Genomic DNA, 15,810 nt, shown 5'->3' on the forward strand with positions numbered 1-15,810 from the left:
TGCGACCCTGACTGTCAGACTCGCATGGCACGATCGGACCCTGATACACCCGACACATCCGACCGATCTCGTGGGGACCCTCAGCGATGGTTATGTTCTTGTTCCTGGTCGTCGCGCTAGCCGTGGTCGTCGCCGCGGTGACCCTCGCCGTGCTGGGCGGCGGCGAGGACGGCCCGCTGCCGGAGGTCGCCCCCGAGCGCCTCCAGGACCCGCTGCCGCTGGACCGCCCGGTCAGCCGCGGCGACGTGGAGGGCCTCCGCTTCCCGCTCGCCGCCCGCGGCTACCGCATGGCCGACGTGGACGACGCCCTCAGCCGCCTCGGCGCTGAGCTTGCCGAGCGCGACGCCCGTATCGCCGACCTGGAGTCCGCACTGGCCGGTGCGCGGGCCGCCCGCCACTCCATGGACAAGCACACCGAGGGGGACCAGCAGTGAGCGAGGGCCAGGCCGTCGCCGGCCCGGACGGCGCCCTGCGCTGCCCCTGGGCCCTGTCCACGCCGGACTACGTGACGTATCACGACGAGGAGTGGGGCCGCCCGGTCCACGGCGACGACGCCCTCTTCGAACGCCTCAGCCTGGAAGCCTTCCAGTCCGGCCTGTCCTGGATCACCATCCTGCGCCGCCGCCCCGGCTTCCGCACCGCCTTCGCCGGCTTCGAGATCGCCAAGGTGGCCACCTTCACGGACACCGACAAGGACCGCCTCCTCGCCGACCCCGGCATCATCCGCAACCGCGCCAAGATCGACGCAACACTCGCCAACGCACGCGTGCTGTCCGACTGGACGCCGGGTGAGCTGGACGCCCTCATCTGGTCCCACGCCCCGGACCCGACGACCCGCCCGGTCCCGAAGACGCTCGGCGACGTCCCGGCGGTCACTCCGGAGTCGACGGCCCTGTCGAAGACCCTGAAGAAAAGGGGCCTGCGCTTCGTAGGCCCCACAACGGCCTACGCCCTGATGCAGGCGTGCGGCCTGGTGGACGACCACCTGGAATCATGCGTGGCCAGGAGCGCCCCGTAAGGGGCGCGGGGAACTGCGCGACCAGCCCCCACGGACCCGCACCCCCCGACGGCGCTACTGTCCCGAGCTCTACCGGCCCAAATACTTCGGCTGTTCCTTATTGACAAAGGCCTGCACAGCGATCGCATGGTCCTCAGAAGACCCAGCCCGAGTCTGCAACTCGTCCTCCTTCTCCAACGTCTCGGCAAGAGAGTGCGACATGCCGAAGGCCACCGCTTCCTTGATCGCCGCGTAAGCCACCGTCGGCCCCGCCGCCAACGCCCGAGCCGTCTTCTCGGCCTCCGCCCGCAGCTCGGCGGACGGCACGACCCGGTTCGCGATCCCCAGCTCGTACGCCTCCTGCGCCTTGATGCTCCGCGGGAAGAGCAGCAGATCAGCCGCTCGCCCGGGTCCGACCACCCGGGGCAGCGTCCATGAGATTCCGGAGTCCGCAGCCAGCGCCACGCCCGCGAACGACGTATTGAAGGCAGCCGAGTCGGCCACGACTCGATAGTCCGCGGCCAGCGCGAACCCGAACCCGGCACCCGCCGCCACGCCGTTCACCCCGGCCACGACGGGCTTGCGCATCTCCGTCAGCGCCCGCGCGATGGGGTTGTAGTGCTCCCGCACCGTGGTCATGGTCTGCCGCGAGCCGGTCTCCCGGTCGGCCGCCAGCAGGCCGATGTGCTCCTTGAGGTCCTGACCCACGCAGAACGCCCGCTCACCGGCGGAGGTCAGCAGCACGGCCCGTACGGCGTCGTCGGCGGCTGCCGTCAGAACCGCATCGCGCAGCGCGACCTTCGTCGCGACGTTCAGCGCGTTCATCGCCTCGGGGCGGTTCAGGATGATCGTCGCAAGCCCGTCGCTGACCTCGTAGAGCACGGTGTCGGCCATGGCTGTCCCCTCCGGTGTGCGGCTCCGGCGTACTCGTCGGTACGTCCTGTCTCAGGACAGCATGGCGTAGATCACCGATGACGGACCGGAACGGACGTGTGACCTGCGTCAAAGAATTCATGACACGATTCGTGCGGCGGCGGTGCGAGCGGCGGCGCAGTATCGCAGTCACATCGCCGAATTGAGTGGTTTTGCTCGCGCGCGTTGCCCAAGCGATGCCGACTGATGTTGGTCATCGGGTCCTGAGATGCGGGATAATGGCTTGGAAGCAATGTGTTCGATGCCGGTGTCGCGTCTCCTGCGCCCTTTGGGCAGGGTCCGCGCATGCCCTCCAGGGCCGTCGGCTTTGACTATGAGCTGGTTTCAGGAAGGGGAACGAGCATGGCGGCCATGAAGCCGCGGACGGGCGATGGCCCGCTCGAGGTGACCAAGGAGGGGCGGGGCATCGTCATGCGCGTTCCGCTCGAAGGCGGCGGTCGACTCGTCGTCGAGCTGACCCCTGACGAGGCCGACGCGCTGGGCGATGCCCTCAAGAAGGTCGTCGGCTGACGCGCAAGCGACCATACCCTTTCAGCCGCCCCGGCATCGTATGAGATGCCGGGGCGGCTGTTTGCCGTACGGCCGTCAGGGCCGGACCGGGATGTCGGGTCAGCGCTTGACCGCGCAGAGCAGCCCGTCGCCCACCGGCAGCAGCGACGGCACCAGCTCCTGGCTCTCGCGCACCGCGCGCAGCAGCTCTCGCAGCCGCAGCACCTCGGTCGGCTGCGGTCCGGAGTCCACCGTCCGGCCGTTGGCGAAGACGCCCTCGAAGACGACCAGGCCGCCGGGGCGCAGCAGGCGCAACGATTCAGCGAGGTAGTCCATGACCTCCTGCCGGTCACCGTCGCAGAAGACGAGGTCGTAGCCGACATCGGCGAGACGGGGCAGGACGTCGAGGGCGCGGCCGGGGATGAAGCGGGCCCGGTTGCTGGCGAAGCCGGAGGCGCGGAAGGCCTGGCGGGCGAACTGCTGGTGCTCCGGCTCGGGGTCGACGGTGGTCAGCACGCCGTCCGGCCGCATACCGTGCAGCAGATGGATCCCGGAGACGCCGGTGCCGGTACCGATCTCCGCGACCGCCTTGGCGTCCACGGTGGCGGCGAGCATCCGCAGCGCGGCGCCCGCGCCGGGCGACACCGAGCGCAGCCCCGCCTCGCGGGCCCGGTCACGGGCCCAGCGCAGGGCTTCGTCCTCGGCGACATAGGCGTCGGCGAACGCCCAGCTCGTCTGCCGGTTGCCGGTAATGACCCTCTCCTGTCCCCGTGTGTACCTGGGCGTGACTGTATCCGTTGCGCCCGGGAACCCGCAGATGGGACCGGGCGTTTAAGGGGGTGGGAGACAAGAGCGGGGGACACGGATGGATCACGAAGAGGTGCGGGACGGCGAGCAAGTGCTGACGCAGCCGCATGAGCCGTATCAGCCCAGATCAATTTCTCGCAAAACCGCTTATCCGGAGCTAACGGGCGAGGTGGCTATGGTAGGGGCTCCACTGGACACCACCAGAGCCGACAGGGGAGGTGCGGCTGCGCCTGGGGATCGGGGAGGAGTGCTGCGGCGCTTTCTCGGATCGGCAGGCAAGCCGAAATCCGTGAACGACACCGCTGCTGACCACCGCCACGCCGGCGACTACGCCCAGACCGCGACCTTCTCCAGCGACGCGGACGGGCAGGCGTGGACTCCGCCCACCTGGGAGGAGATCGTCAGCACCCACAGCGGCCGGGTCTACCGCCTGGCCTACCGCCTCACCGGCAACCAGCACGACGCCGAGGACCTCACCCAGGAGGTCTTCGTCCGCGTCTTCCGCTCCCTGTCGACCTATACACCGGGCACCTTCGAGGGCTGGCTGCACCGCATCACCACGAACCTGTTCCTGGACATGGTCCGCCGCAAGCAGCGCATCCGTTTCGACGCGCTCGGCGACGACGCGGCGGAGCGCCTGCCCAGCCGCGAGCCCAACCCGCAGCAGATCTTCAACGACGCGCACTTCGACGCGGACGTCCAGCAGGCCCTCGACACGCTCGCGCCCGAGTTCCGGGCCGCGGTCGTCCTGTGCGACATCGAAGGACTGTCGTACGAGGAGATCGCCGCGACCCTCGGGGTCAAGCTCGGCACGGTCCGGTCCCGTATTCACCGCGGCCGCTCGCAGCTGCGCAAGGCCCTGGCGCACCGGTCGCCCGAGGCCCGGGCCGAGCGCCGCTCCTTCGCGGCCCGTGTCCCGGTACTGGGGGAGGGGGCGCGTCCGCGTGAGTGGATCACGGCCCAAACCCGCCGAGGGGCACCTCGCAGAACAGCACCTGGGAGACCGACTCGCCGCGCTGGTCGACGGCGAGCTCGGTCATGAGGCGCGCGAGCGTGTGCTCGCGCATCTGGCCACCTGCTCGAAGTGCAAGGCAGAGGCCGACGCGCAGCGCCGTCTGAAGAACGTCTTCGCGGAAGCGGCCCCGCCGCCCCCTTCCGAGAGCTTCCTGGCCCGCCTCCAGGGGCTGCCGGGGGGAGGTGACAGCGATGGTGGCTCTCCGCTGGACGGGTTGGGTGACGGACTCTCCGGACGGCCCGCGGCTGCCGGCGTCTTCGGGATGAAGCGGAGCGAGCGCTTCGAGTTCGGCTACGTCCCCGCCCGCGCGCATGACTCCATGCTTCCGTCGGCGGGCCGTGGCTTCCGTATACACGACGTCAGCCGCCATGAGGCCGAGCGGTCGGCCTCGCGCGGAATGCGGTTCGCGTTCGTCGCGGCCGGAGCGGTGTCGCTGGCCGCGATCGCGCTCGGCGGGGTCACCACCGGCACCGGCGAGACCACGAACGCCGCGCGGGACGGCTCCGGCGGCAGCAATGTGACCCCGATGCGGACACAGGGCTCGGGAGCCGCGACGGCGCCCGAGAACCAGCGCCGCCGAGGTGTCGGCGTCGGCCCACTGCTCGCCCAGGGCGGCCAGCAGACGCCGCTCGGTCAGACCCCGGTCGCCCCGACCGCCGTCTCGGCCCCACTGCTGCCCGGCGTTCCGGCCCCCGGCGGCGGACACGGCCAGCAGGCCGCGGCACATCCGCTGACCACGCCGGTGGTCGCCGGTGCGGCCGCCATGTCCCCGTTGATACGTCCGCTCAACTCCACCCCGCCGCTCACCCTCACCTCGTGGTCCACCGTCCCGGAGATCACGCACCCCGGCCTGTTCGCCGCGCCCGCCCCCGACACGGCCTCGTCCCCCACAGCCCCGTCCGGCTCCCCCGGCAGGGGCCACTGACCAGACCTCTGCGCTACGGCGCGTGAACCTGGTTGAATCCAGGGTGAGCCGCGCCCAGGCAGGCAGCCGGGCGCGGAGTAGACGATCTGCGGCCACCGCCGACGAGCCGTGCCGCGGCCAGCTGTGGGGAGAGCATGAACGAGGGGAAGCCCACGAAGTCGAAGTGGTGGAGCCGACCTCGCCCGCAGCCCCCTGCGGACGTGGCCCAGGGCGCTTCCCCGACGCAGGCCGAGGCGACACCGCCCGAGGCGGCCGACGGCGACTTCGAGTCGGCCCGGCTGTCGGGGGTAGGCGGCGGTGGCAGGGCTTCGGGGGATGGGGACTTCGAGCTGGATCGGCCGGCGGGGAGTCGCGGTGGTGACTTCGAGTTGGAGCAGCCTGCGGGAGGTCGGGGTGACACGGGCTCGGCCGAGGGGGACTTCGAGCTGCGGCTTCCTGCAGAGGCGGGGGCCGAGGACGACTTCGTGCGGGCTCAGCCCTCCGTGACGCCGGTTTCGCAGGCGGACAGGGAGTCGACCACCGAGCGCCCCAAACCCCTGCACGACCCCGACCCGTACAGCACCCCGCCGTACGGCGAGCCCGGCCCCTGGGCACCCGCCCCGCCGGTCCAGCACCCGGCGACCACACCGGCCGAGGGCACGCCGACGCCCGCGGCTACGCAGGACACGTCGGCGCCAACGCGTGTGCCGACGCCGACGAACGGCACGCCCGCACCCGCGCCCACGACGACGCCGGCTCACGGCACATCGGCGCCAGTACCGAACCCGCCCCCGACGCCGATCCCTGCCCTGCCTCCCGCCGCGCCAGCCCCCACCGCGCCCGCTCCGCCCACCACCCCCTTCCCACCCCCCGCCAACCCCTGGCAGAACTACGACCCCTGGGCCCCCGTCACCGGCCCCCTCCAGCAGAACGGCGCGGCCGTACCCACCACCACCCAGCGCCGTAAGCGCGCACGCAAGGCTCTGCTCGGCGGTGCCTTGCTGCTGGCGCTGGTTTCCGGGGGCGTCGGGGGCGCCGTAGGGGCGTACCTCGAGCGGAATGGTGGCGTGGGGAGTGTGGAGTTGCCGCAGGCCGATGTGGAGCCCACCGGGCGGCCGGTGGACAGTGTCGCGGGGATCGCCGCGCGGGCGCTGCCCAGCGTGGTCACCCTGCATGTCAGCGGGAGCGAAGCACAGGGCACCGGCACCGGCTTCGTGCTGGACGACCGCGGCCACATCCTCACCAACAACCACGTCGTGGAACCGGCCGGCACAGGCGGCGAGATCTCGGTGACGTTCCACAGCGGCGACACCGCCAAGGCCACGGTCGTAGGCCGGGACGGCGGCTATGACCTCGCTGTCGTCAAGGTCAGCGGCGTCACAGGACTCAAGCCCATGAGGCTCGGCAACTCCGACAACGTCCAGGTCGGCGACCCCGTCGTCGCCATCGGCGCCCCCTTCGACCTGGCCGGCACGGTCACCTCCGGCATCATCAGCGCCAAGGAGCGGCCCATCACGGCGGGCGGCGAGAGCGGCGACAGAAGTGATGTGTCGTACGTCGATGCCTTGCAGACCGACGCGCCCATCAACCCCGGCAACTCCGGCGGGCCCCTCCTCGACGCCGAGGCCCGCGTCATCGGCATCAACTCCGCCATCCGCTCCGCCGGCGACGGCTCCGACCTGGACGGCGGCCAGGCCGGTTCGATAGGGCTCGGCTTCGCCATCCCCGTCAACCAGGCCAAGCACGTCGCCGAGGAGCTGATCAACACCGGCAAGGCGACCCATCCGGTCATCGGCGTCACCCTCGACATGGGCTACGCCGGCGACGGCGCTCGCGTCGGCACGGAGGACACCGGCGGCGGCCCCGCGGTCAACGCGGGCGGCCCCGGCGACAAGGCCGGCATCAAGGCGGGCGACGTCATCACCGAGGTCGACGGCCAGCGCATCCACTCCGGTGAGGAACTGATCGTCAAGACCCGCGCCCACCGCCCCGGCGACCGTCTGGAGCTGACGCTGGAGCGCGACGGCAAGGAGATCCGGATCGCGCTCGTGCTCGGCTCCTCCGACGCCGACTGAAACACCCCGAAAACCGTGACCCGCCAAGACTTACAGAAACGTCACAGTCCGGACCCGCCAAGCCGCCCCATCAGCGCCCCCACAAGGCAAACAATTCCGAAAACCGCACTCCTACCCGCATTCGGAGGCCTCGGGACAGTACCGGTCGTACGGCATCGCCGGGTACCGTGGACCCGGCCCGGACCACGGAAGACCCACACAGACCACCGAGGGCCGAGGACCGAGGGACTCGCAAGGAGCTTCAGGTGTTCAATGACATAGGACCGCTCGAGCTGATCACGCTCGTTGTCCTCGCCGTGCTCGTCTTCGGTCCGGAAAAGCTTCCGAAGGTCATCCAGGACGTCATGCGGACCGTCCGCAAGATCCGTGAGTTCTCGGAGAGCGCCAAGCAGGACATCCGCGAGGAACTCGGGCCGGAGTTCAAGGACTTCGAGTTCGAGGACCTCAACCCCAAGACGTTCATCCGCAAGCAGCTGGACAACGACGAACTGGGGATCAAGGAGATCCGCAACGGCTTCGACCTGAAGAAGGAGATGGCCGAGGTCACGGACGCGGTCCAGGGCCGCGACGCCGACTCCTCGTCGTCCTCGTCCTCCGCCGCGTCGTCGGGTTCGTCCGGCTCCCGCATCGACATGACGAAGAAGCCCGAGAGCCCGCGCGACGAGCGCCCGCCGGTCGACTACGACGCCACGTGAGCGTTCGTACGACGCCGGCTGAGCAGTGCGTACGACGCCGCCAGAGCCGTACGGCCGCGGCGCCCGCCGGCGTCGTACGTGACGCGTTTCATACTCCGCCGCTGCGCCCTGCGGCCTGAAGACGGCGTCCGAGCGGCCCACGCGCCGGGCGATTTCCCGGCTGCCCCGAGTGCTGTGGATATGCTGCCGAGTTGTTGTGCGGACCGGATGACCGCGCCCGAGAGGGCCGGCCGTCCCGGGCCGACGAGAGCAAGGGGGGCGGGCCGTACCGGCCCGACACGAGCGAGGAGGCGTCCGGGCACATGGAGACGACGAGTCGAGTCGCGCAGCCTGCAGCCGCGGAGGGTGGACAACAGGTCCCCTCCGCCCGGCATACGGTCGACGGCTACCTGCTGGCGTCCTTCCCGTGGTACGGCCTCGACGAGGCCTTCACGGGGCCGCGCTGGCTGATGCAGGTGGGGACGGCGGCCGACGGGGCGGTGGAGCACGGGTCGATCGGGCACGGTGACGAGCCCTCCGTCCGCAGCGAGACCGTTGCCGCTGCCGATGCGAGGGAGAAGTTCGCGGTCGTGGTGACCGTCGCGGCGAATCCGTCCCGGCGGAGCGCCGACGGTACGGGGCTGCTGGAGGCCACGTCGGTGTCCTCGGCGGCGTGGCTGGCGGGGGTGGGGCTGCTGTCCTTCACCTGGCCCGGGCAGATGGACCACTCCCTGCGGGACGACTGGCTGGAGCAGCAGACGGAGACGGCGTGGGCGCTGGCCGACGATCTCGCCGGGTCGGCGTGGTCGACGTTGTCCCTGCCTGTGGACGGGGTGCCTACGCCGTTCCACTACCGGGAGTCCGAGTTCGGCTGGGTGCTGGCCGGGTCCACGCCGGAAGGGGTGCATGTGGGGGCGTACGGGAGAGGGATGAGTGCGTATGGGCTTGGCTTCGCCGTGATCAAGGACGTTGCGGCGTACGCATGACAAAGGGCGCCGCCGGGTTTGCGGCGCCCCCTCGCCGTAGGGCCTCAGGTTGTGTGGCGAGTGCGGGTCGGTTGTGGCTTGTCGCGCAGTTCCCCGCGCCCCTGAAGGCGTTTCCCCGCCGTCCGTTAAAACTTGTTCCTCGGCGTGATTCCCAGCGACATGCCCGACAAGCCCCTCTGCCGTCCCCCCAGCTTCCCCGCGATCGCCCGTAGTGCGGAGCCCGCGGGGGAGTCCGGGTTGGTCAGGACGATCGGCTTGCCCTCGTCGCTGCCCTCGCGGAGGCGGACGTCGATGGGGATGTTGCCGAGGACGGGGACGTTCGTGCCGGTGGTGCGGGTGAGGCCGTCGGCGACGACCTGGCCGCCGCCCGTGCCGAAGACGTCGACCATCTCGCCGCAGTGGGGGCAGGGGAGGCCGGACATGTTCTCGACGACGCCGACGATCTTCTGGTGGGTCTGGACGGCGATGGAGCCGGCGCGCTCGGCTACCTCGGCGGCGGCCTGCTGGGGCGTGGTGACTACGAGGATCTCCGCGTTCGGCACCAGTTGGGCGACCGAGATGGCGATGTCGCCCGTGCCAGGTGGGAGGTCCATCAACAGCACGTCCAGGTCGCCCCAGTAGACGTCCGCCAGGAACTGCTGCAGCGCCCTGTGCAGCATCGGGCCGCGCCAGACCACCGGGGCGTTGCCCGGCGTGAACATGCCGATGGAGATGACCTTCACGCCGTTGGCGGACGGCGGCATGATCATGTTCTCGACCTGGGTGGGACTGCCGTCGGCGCCCAGCATGCGGGGCACGGAGTGGCCGTAGATGTCGGCGTCGACGACGCCCACCTTGAGGCCGTCCGCCGCCATCGCCGCCGCGAGGTTGACGGTGACGGAGGACTTGCCGACGCCGCCCTTGCCGGAGGCGACCGCGTACACGCGGGTGAGGGAGCCGGGCTTGGCGAAGGGGACCTCGCGCTCGGCCGTGCCGCCGCGCAGGGCGGCGGCCAGTTCCTTGCGCTGCTCGTCACTCATCACGTCGAGTTCGACGTCGACGCGGGTGACGCCTTCGACCCGCGACACCGCCTCCGTCACGCGCTGCGTGATCGTGTCGCGCATCGGACAGCCGGAAACCGTCAGGTACACGGCGACCGCGACCGCTCCGTCCGCACCGATCTGAACCGACTTGACCATCCCGAGTTCGGTGATGGGGCGGTTGATCTCGGGGTCGTTCACCGTCGACAGTGCTTCGCGCACCGCGTCTTCCATAGCCATAAGGACGATGGTACGGCGCCTCACAAGTACCCCGGAAAGCCCGTCAGCGGTCGTCTACGTCACGTCCGTGCGGCCGTTCCGCCGGGAATACGCCGTGCCCGTCCTGCCGGTCCTCCAGTTCCTTGACCACATCCTGGAGTTCCGAGCGGATCCAGTCCCGGGTCGCGACCTCGCCGAGGCCGATGCGCAGGGCGGCGATCTCCCGGGTCAGATACTCGGTGTCGGCGATCGACCGCTCGTTCTGCCTGCGGTCCTGTTCGAGGTTGACCCGGTCGCGGTCGTCCTGCCGGTTCTGTGCGAGCAGGATCAGCGGCGCGGCATAGCTGGCCTGCAGCGACAGCATCAGCGTCAGGAAGATGAACGGGTACTCGTCGAAGCGCAGCACGCTGGGCGCGGCCACGTTCCACAGCACCCACATGATGATGGCGAACGTCATCCAGACGAGGAACCGCCCGGTGCCGAGGAAGCGCGCGATGCGCTCGCTGAACCGCCCGAAGGCCTCCGGGTCCCACTCCGGCAGGACCCGGCGCCGGGGCGGGGCGGGCTGGTCGAGGCGGGGGTGGCGCGGCCTGGCGGCGGCCGTCGCGCCGGCGGGCGTGCGCTCGCGGGTCGCGGTCTCGCGCTCAGGGACCACTCGACGTCACCCCCTCGGCGGTCTCGCTCAGGTCGTCGAACTCCGACTCCCGCCAGTCGTCGGGCAGCATGTGGTCGAGTACGTCGTCCACGGTCACCGCCCCGAGCAGCGACCCCGACTCGTCGACGACGGGCGCCGCGACCATGTCGTACGTCGCGAAGAAACCGGCGACGATGGGCAGCGCCGCATCCGGGGCGAGCGGTAGCAGGTCGTCGTCGACGAGCGAGCTGACCAGGGTGTACGGCGGGTCGCGCAGCAGGCGCTGGAAGTGGACCGTGCCGAGGTACTTGCCGGTCGGGGTCTCGTCGGGCGGGCGGCAGACGTAGACCTGGGCGGCGAGTGCGGGGGACAGGTCGGGGTTGCGGACGCGGGCGAGGGCGTCGGCGACGGTGGAGTCGGGGCGGAGGATGATCGGCTCGGTGGTCATCAGGCCGCCCGCCGTGCGCTCCTCGTACGCCATCAGGCGCCGTACGTCGGCCGCTTCGGCGGGCTGCATCAGACCCAGCAGCCGCTCCTTCTCCTCCTCCGGCAGTTCGCCCAGCAGGTCGGCCGCGTCGTCGGGGTCCATGGCCTCCAGGACGTCCGCCGCGCGTTCCTCCTTCAGCTTGCCGAGGATCTCGATCTGGTCGTCCTCGGGGAGTTCTTCCAGTACGTCGGCGAGGCGGTCGTCGTCCAGGGCGGCGGCGACCTCCGCGCGCCGTTTGGGGGAGAGGTGGTGGAGCACATTCGCAAGGTCGGCGGGGCGCAGTTGCTCGAAGGTGGCGAGGAGGCTCTCGGCGCCCTGTCCGTGCTCCTCCAGGGAGAAGCCGGTGACGTGGGACCACTCGACGGTCAGCGTCTCTCCCTTGGCCCGCCGGAAGGCGCCGCCCTTCCTGCCCTTGCGCACGAACACCCGGTCGATCTCCCAGTCCCTACGCGCCGGCAAGTGCTGCACCGACACGTCCAGCACCGTGACCTCCTCGCCGGTCTCCGCCAGCGTCACGCGCCGGTCGAGCAACTCACCGAAGACCAGCCGCTCGGTGGGCCGCTGCTCGAAGCGCCGGACGTTGAGCACACCGGTGGTGATGACCTGGCCGGACTCGATGCCGGTCACCCGGGTCATGGGCAGGAAGATCCGGCGGCGGGTGGCGAGTTCGACGACCAGTCCGATCACCCGGGGCGGACGCCGCCCGACACGCAGCACGACGACGAGATCGCGTACCCGCCCGACCTGATCACCGGCCGGATCGAAGACGGCGACGCCGGAGAGGTGCGAGACGAAGATCCGGGGGGCGCCGGCTGCCATGGCTGCGCCTCCTTCTCGTACGGGTTGCTGCATCTGTTCCGAAGTGTCGTACAGGTTGCTCACACATGTTCTGAATTGCCCGCTCGAACGGCCTTCAGGCTAGCCCGTCCCGATCGGGTCCGCCCTGGTGAGCGGTCCGGACGGACTGGCTCCGCCGGACCCGCCCGGCCCCGGTACTCTGCGGTACGCCGCTGAAGGAACCCTCGTCAGAAAGGCAGCTCCACCTGTGACTGCGATTCCCCAGGGCCGTACCCGCAGTGCCACGCTGGTGAGCGCGATGTGCGCCCTGGCCGTGACGGGCACGGCGGCACTGACGGGATGCAGCGAGGACCCCGACGCGGGCACGAACGGGGTCGGCAAGCTGCCGGCCGACAAGATCCAGAGCCGGACTCGCACGGCCGCCGAGTCCGCCACCGCGGTACACCTCTCCGGAACCGTGGTCACCAGCGGGCGCACTTACAAACTCGACATGCGCCTGAAGTCCGACGGCGGCTCGGGCGAGGTCAGCGCCGAGGGGACGACGTTCCACCTGCTGCGGATCGGTGAGCAGCTGTTCCTGAAGGCGGACGCGGAGTTCTGGCATCCCGAGCACGCCAAGGGCGACGCATCCGACGACACCGACACGGCCGCCGCCGACAAGCTCGAGGGCAAGTATGTGAAGGTGCCCCAGGGCGACCCCTCGTACAAGAAGTTCAGCGGCTTCACCGACAAGGGCGTCCTCCTCGACGGCCTGCTGACCCTGCACGGCACCCTGGAGACCGACGGCCACCACGAGGAGTCCGGCACCCGCACCATCCGCATCGCCGGCGACAAGGGCTCCGGCGGCACCCTCGACGTCTCCCTGGAGGGCCGGCCGTATCCCCTCCGCCTGGTCCGCGCGGGCAGCGCCGGCACCCTGCTCTTCACGGACTGGGGCAAGGACTTCAAGATCGAGGAACCGAAGCAGGACGACACGGTGGACTACGGCAAGGCGCTGCCGACGTCCTAGCGGTTACTTGCGCCGACGCTTCTTCATCAGCAACTTCGGCAGTCCCGCAGGAATCGGCTCACGTGTCGTCGCCGACGTCGGCAGCGGTGGCTCGGCCAACCGGTCAGCAGGCAAGGGCGCAATCGTCCCCGTCGGTTCCAGCCGCACCACGCGACACTCCCGAGCCCACCGCTCCGGCATCGCCTCTCCGTCGGGTGCGTTCAGCCGCTTGCCCTTGAGCTCGGCGACCGTGGCGTCCCACTGCTCGGATCCCGGCGACAGCTCGACGACCTTCGCCGCCCAGGAGACCAGCCGACCGCCCTTGTCCTTGCTGCGGACGGTCACTTCGGCGGCGGCCCCGTCGGCCAGCCCCGGCAGCGGCTGCTCGCCCGGCCCGTCGCCGATCAGACAGGCCGCGCCCTCGTGCCACACATGCCACAGCGCACGGACCGGTCCGCCGGGCCCCTTGACCCAGATGAGCCCGGACTTCTTGGTGGCCTCCTCGACGAGGGCCTGCTCGAGCAGCTCACGTGTCATGAGCCCAGCCTAGCCAGCGACCCTCACAGCCAGCCGTTGCGCTTCAGGGTGCGGTGGATGCCGAAGCAGATGGCGACGGTGATGGTCAGGACCATCGGGTAGCCGAACTTCCAGTGCAGCTCGGGCATGTACTCGAAGTTCATGCCGTACACACCACACACCATCGTCGGTACGGCGATGATGGCCGCCCAGGACGTGATCTTCCGCATGTCCTCGTTCTGCGCGACGGACGCCTGCGCGAGGTTGGCCTGGAGGATCGAGTTGAGCAGCTCGTCGAAGCCGACGACCTGCTCCTGCACCCGGGCCAGGTGGTCGGCGACGTCCCGGAAGTACTTCTGGATGTCGGGGTCGATCAACCGCATCGGCCGCTCGCTGAGCAGCAGCATGGGACGCAGCAGCGGCGCTACGGCACGCTTGAACTCCAGCACCTCACGCTTGAGTTGGTAGATCCGCCCGGCGTCCGTGCCGCGCGGGGTGCCCTTGCGCCCCGGCGAGAAGACCTCGGTCTCGACCTCGTCGATGTCGTCCTGCACTGCGTCGGCGACCGCGACATACCCGTCGACGACGTGGTCGGCGATCGCGTGCAGCACCGCCGAGGGGCCCTTGGCGAGCAGCTCGGGGTCGTCCTGCAGCCGGTGCCGCAGTGCCCGCAGCGAGCCCTGTCCGCCGTGCCGGACGGTGATGAAGAAGTCCCGTCCGGTGAAGCACATGACCTCGCCGGTCTCCACGATCTCGCTGCTGGCGGTGAGTTGGTCGTGCTCGATGTAGTGGATGGTCTTGAAGACGGTGAACAGGGAGTCGTCGTAGCGCTCCAGCTTGGGCCGCTGATGGGCCTGGACGGCGTCCTCGACGGCCAGCGGGTGCAGCCCGAACTCGCTTGCGATCCCGGAGAATTCGGCTTCGGTGGGCTCGTGCAGCCCGATCCAGACGAAGCCCCCGTCGCGCCGCACCTGGCGCATCGCCTCGTGCGGGGTGAGCGGCGTCGGGGTCTGGAGGCGGGCGCCGTCGCGGTAGATGGCGCAGTCGACCACGGCCGAGGGCGTCGACGGGTCGCGCGTCGTGTCGTACCCGGCGGTGTCCTTGCGGAGCGACGGACGGGACGGACGGACGGCGGCACGCAGGTCGCGGATCATCGACATGGCAGGCTCCTTCGCGGACAGGCAGCGAAAGGCTCCGACGAGGGGTGGAACTACCCGGAATGGGGACGTCCTGACTTCACATGTTTGGCACGTCCACAAAGCGGGGAGCACCGCACCATCGCGGTGGTGAGCTTCGCTACTGATTCAGCTACTGCTGCGGGACAGACAGATCAGGCAATACGAAACGAAGGCTCTTCCGCGGTGAAGAACGTGCGAGAGGTGGCGGCCGGCTAGAGAAGCAGAGCGGCTACGTCAGCGGCGGGAAGAGCGGGTGCTACTGCACGGTCGACTTCGATCCATTGCAGCCCCACCTCCTCCGGCCGGTCCCTCGTAAGGGAGTGTCGTCGGCGTCGGGACTCGATCGCGACGCCGCAGCGTGCTGCCCCGAACCACGGGCAAGAGTATCAGCCGACTGAAGTGTCAAGGTGCTCGTTTGCCCGGTCCTGACGAGTTCTATGCTCACCGCATGGTTGATGTTCTTCCTCTGGTCGAGGCCCGGTTGCGCACCGCGCTGGGCGAACCGGACGCCCGCGCCGCGGTCACCTTCCTCGGTACCGACCGCATCGAGGTGCTGCGTTTCCAGCAGGACGACATCGTCCGCTACGCCACGCTGGGTATGTCCGCGCACCCCATGACGGACCCCACCGCGGTCCTCGCCGACCCGGTCAAGGGCCCTCGCGCCGAGCTGGTCCTCTCCGTACGATCCGGGCTCGCCGACACCGACAAGGTGCTCCGCCCGCTCGCCGTCCTCGCCGCCTCTCCGCAGGTGGAGGGTCTGATCGTGGCTCCCGGTGCGTCCCTGGACGTCGGCGATCCCCTCTGGCCCGGCGCCCCTTTCACCTCGGTCCTGGTCGCCGAGCCGGGCGGCCTGGTCGAGGACCTGGACCTCGATGAGCCGATGGACCCCGTCCAGTTCCTGCCGCTGCTCCCCATGACGCCGAACGAGGCCGCCTGGAAGCGCGTGCACGGCGCCCAGGCCCTCCAGGAGCGTTGGCTGACGAACGGAACGGACCTGCGGGATCCGTCCCGCAGGTCCGTCCCGCTGGACTGACCGCCCGAGTGACCCATCTCACCAACCGCATACAGTTGGTTGGCTCGGCTAATTAATG

The 15,810-nt window shown here is 70.1% G+C and carries 16 protein-coding genes and 1 pseudogene; 10 read left to right on the forward strand and 7 right to left on the reverse strand.

Going from position 1 to position 15,810, the window contains the following annotated elements:
• The first annotated feature begins 86 nt into the window (after positions 1 to 86).
• Positions 87 to 434 (forward strand): DivIVA domain-containing protein, encoded by a 348-nt coding sequence (locus QQY66_RS32045; RefSeq protein WP_301983792.1) that lies wholly within the window; start codon positions 87 to 89, stop codon positions 432 to 434.
• A complete protein-coding gene (locus tag QQY66_RS32050; RefSeq protein ID WP_301983793.1) occupies positions 431 to 1,018 on the forward strand; it encodes a DNA-3-methyladenine glycosylase I in 588 nt (195 codons plus the stop codon). The genes QQY66_RS32045 and QQY66_RS32050 overlap by 4 nt, the downstream gene beginning before the upstream one ends.
• 69 nt (positions 1,019 to 1,087) lie before the next feature.
• On the opposite strand, the gene QQY66_RS32055 is transcribed toward QQY66_RS32050, so the two are convergent.
• Positions 1,088 to 1,891, reverse strand: coding sequence for an enoyl-CoA hydratase/isomerase family protein (locus QQY66_RS32055; protein ID WP_301983794.1), 804 nt, complete (start codon positions 1,889 to 1,891; stop codon positions 1,088 to 1,090).
• Positions 1,892 to 2,272: 381 nt separating this feature from the next.
• Here QQY66_RS32055 and QQY66_RS32060 point away from each other — a divergent pair, with 381 nt between their 5' ends.
• Positions 2,273 to 2,440: a DUF3117 domain-containing protein gene (locus QQY66_RS32060; protein ID WP_003966491.1), complete on the forward strand. Its 168-nt coding sequence runs from the start codon at positions 2,273 to 2,275 to the stop codon at positions 2,438 to 2,440.
• Positions 2,441 to 2,539: 99 nt separating this feature from the next.
• Here QQY66_RS32060 and QQY66_RS32065 read toward each other — a convergent pair whose 3' ends face one another.
• The gene (locus QQY66_RS32065; RefSeq protein WP_301987564.1) at positions 2,540 to 3,238 is read right to left on the reverse strand and encodes an O-methyltransferase; all 699 of its coding nucleotides are present in this window, start codon (positions 3,236 to 3,238) and stop codon (positions 2,540 to 2,542) included.
• Positions 3,239 to 3,473: 235 nt separating this feature from the next.
• Here QQY66_RS32065 and sigE point away from each other — a divergent pair.
• From sigE to QQY66_RS32090, 5 genes and pseudogenes are all read left to right on the forward strand, one after another.
• A pseudogene (gene sigE / locus QQY66_RS32070) lies at positions 3,474 to 4,154 on the forward strand (RNA polymerase sigma factor SigE); the annotation flags it as partial.
• Between the two features lie 16 nt (positions 4,155 to 4,170).
• On the forward strand, positions 4,171 to 5,166 hold the full coding sequence (locus QQY66_RS32075) for an anti-sigma factor (protein ID WP_301983796.1): 996 nt from the start codon (positions 4,171 to 4,173) through the stop codon (positions 5,164 to 5,166).
• 134 nt (positions 5,167 to 5,300) lie between these two features.
• Positions 5,301 to 7,220 (forward strand): trypsin-like peptidase domain-containing protein, encoded by a 1,920-nt coding sequence (locus QQY66_RS32080; protein WP_301983797.1) that lies wholly within the window; start codon positions 5,301 to 5,303, stop codon positions 7,218 to 7,220.
• Between the two features lie 245 nt (positions 7,221 to 7,465).
• Positions 7,466 to 7,915: a sec-independent translocase gene (locus tag QQY66_RS32085; protein WP_301983798.1), complete on the forward strand. Its 450-nt coding sequence runs from the start codon at positions 7,466 to 7,468 to the stop codon at positions 7,913 to 7,915.
• Between the two features lie 302 nt (positions 7,916 to 8,217).
• Complete coding sequence (locus QQY66_RS32090) at positions 8,218 to 8,880, forward strand: hypothetical protein (RefSeq protein ID WP_301983799.1); 663 nt, start codon at positions 8,218 to 8,220, stop codon at positions 8,878 to 8,880.
• 125 nt (positions 8,881 to 9,005) lie between these two features.
• Here the strand turns inward: QQY66_RS32090 and QQY66_RS32095 are convergent, their stop codons facing one another.
• From QQY66_RS32095 to QQY66_RS32105, 3 genes are read right to left on the reverse strand one after another with little or no spacing between them, the layout of a single operon-like run.
• Positions 9,006 to 10,139 (reverse strand): Mrp/NBP35 family ATP-binding protein, encoded by a 1,134-nt coding sequence (locus tag QQY66_RS32095; protein ID WP_301983800.1) that lies wholly within the window; start codon positions 10,137 to 10,139, stop codon positions 9,006 to 9,008.
• A gap of 43 nt (positions 10,140 to 10,182) precedes the next feature.
• Positions 10,183 to 10,773 carry a DUF1003 domain-containing protein gene (locus tag QQY66_RS32100; protein ID WP_301983801.1) on the reverse strand — a complete coding sequence of 197 codons (591 nt, stop codon included), beginning with the start codon at positions 10,771 to 10,773 and terminating at the stop codon, positions 10,183 to 10,185.
• A complete protein-coding gene (locus QQY66_RS32105; RefSeq protein ID WP_301983802.1) occupies positions 10,763 to 12,058 on the reverse strand; it encodes a CBS domain-containing protein in 1,296 nt (431 codons plus the stop codon). Before QQY66_RS32105 ends, QQY66_RS32100 begins: the two co-directional genes overlap by 11 nt.
• Positions 12,059 to 12,284: 226 nt before the next feature.
• Here QQY66_RS32105 and QQY66_RS32110 point away from each other — a divergent pair, with 226 nt between their 5' ends.
• The gene (locus tag QQY66_RS32110) at positions 12,285 to 13,046 is read left to right on the forward strand and encodes a hypothetical protein (protein ID WP_301983803.1); all 762 of its coding nucleotides are present in this window, start codon (positions 12,285 to 12,287) and stop codon (positions 13,044 to 13,046) included.
• A 3-nt stretch (positions 13,047 to 13,049) separates the two neighbouring features.
• Here the strand turns inward: QQY66_RS32110 and QQY66_RS32115 are convergent, their stop codons facing one another.
• Together QQY66_RS32115 and QQY66_RS32120 are read right to left on the reverse strand one after the other, a co-directional pair.
• On the reverse strand, positions 13,050 to 13,562 hold the full coding sequence (locus tag QQY66_RS32115; RefSeq protein WP_301983804.1) for a hypothetical protein: 513 nt from the start codon (positions 13,560 to 13,562) through the stop codon (positions 13,050 to 13,052).
• A gap of 23 nt (positions 13,563 to 13,585) precedes the next feature.
• Positions 13,586 to 14,701, reverse strand: a complete 1,116-nt coding sequence (locus tag QQY66_RS32120; protein WP_301983805.1) for a magnesium and cobalt transport protein CorA — start codon at positions 14,699 to 14,701, stop codon at positions 13,586 to 13,588.
• 466 nt (positions 14,702 to 15,167) lie between these two features.
• On the opposite strand from QQY66_RS32120, the gene QQY66_RS32125 reads away from it, so the two are divergent.
• A complete protein-coding gene (locus QQY66_RS32125; protein WP_301983806.1) occupies positions 15,168 to 15,752 on the forward strand; it encodes a suppressor of fused domain protein in 585 nt (194 codons plus the stop codon).
• Positions 15,753 to 15,810 lie beyond the last annotated feature (58 nt).

This window comes from Streptomyces sp. DG2A-72, from assembly GCF_030499575.1.
Taxonomy (GTDB): domain Bacteria; phylum Actinomycetota; class Actinomycetes; order Streptomycetales; family Streptomycetaceae; genus Streptomyces.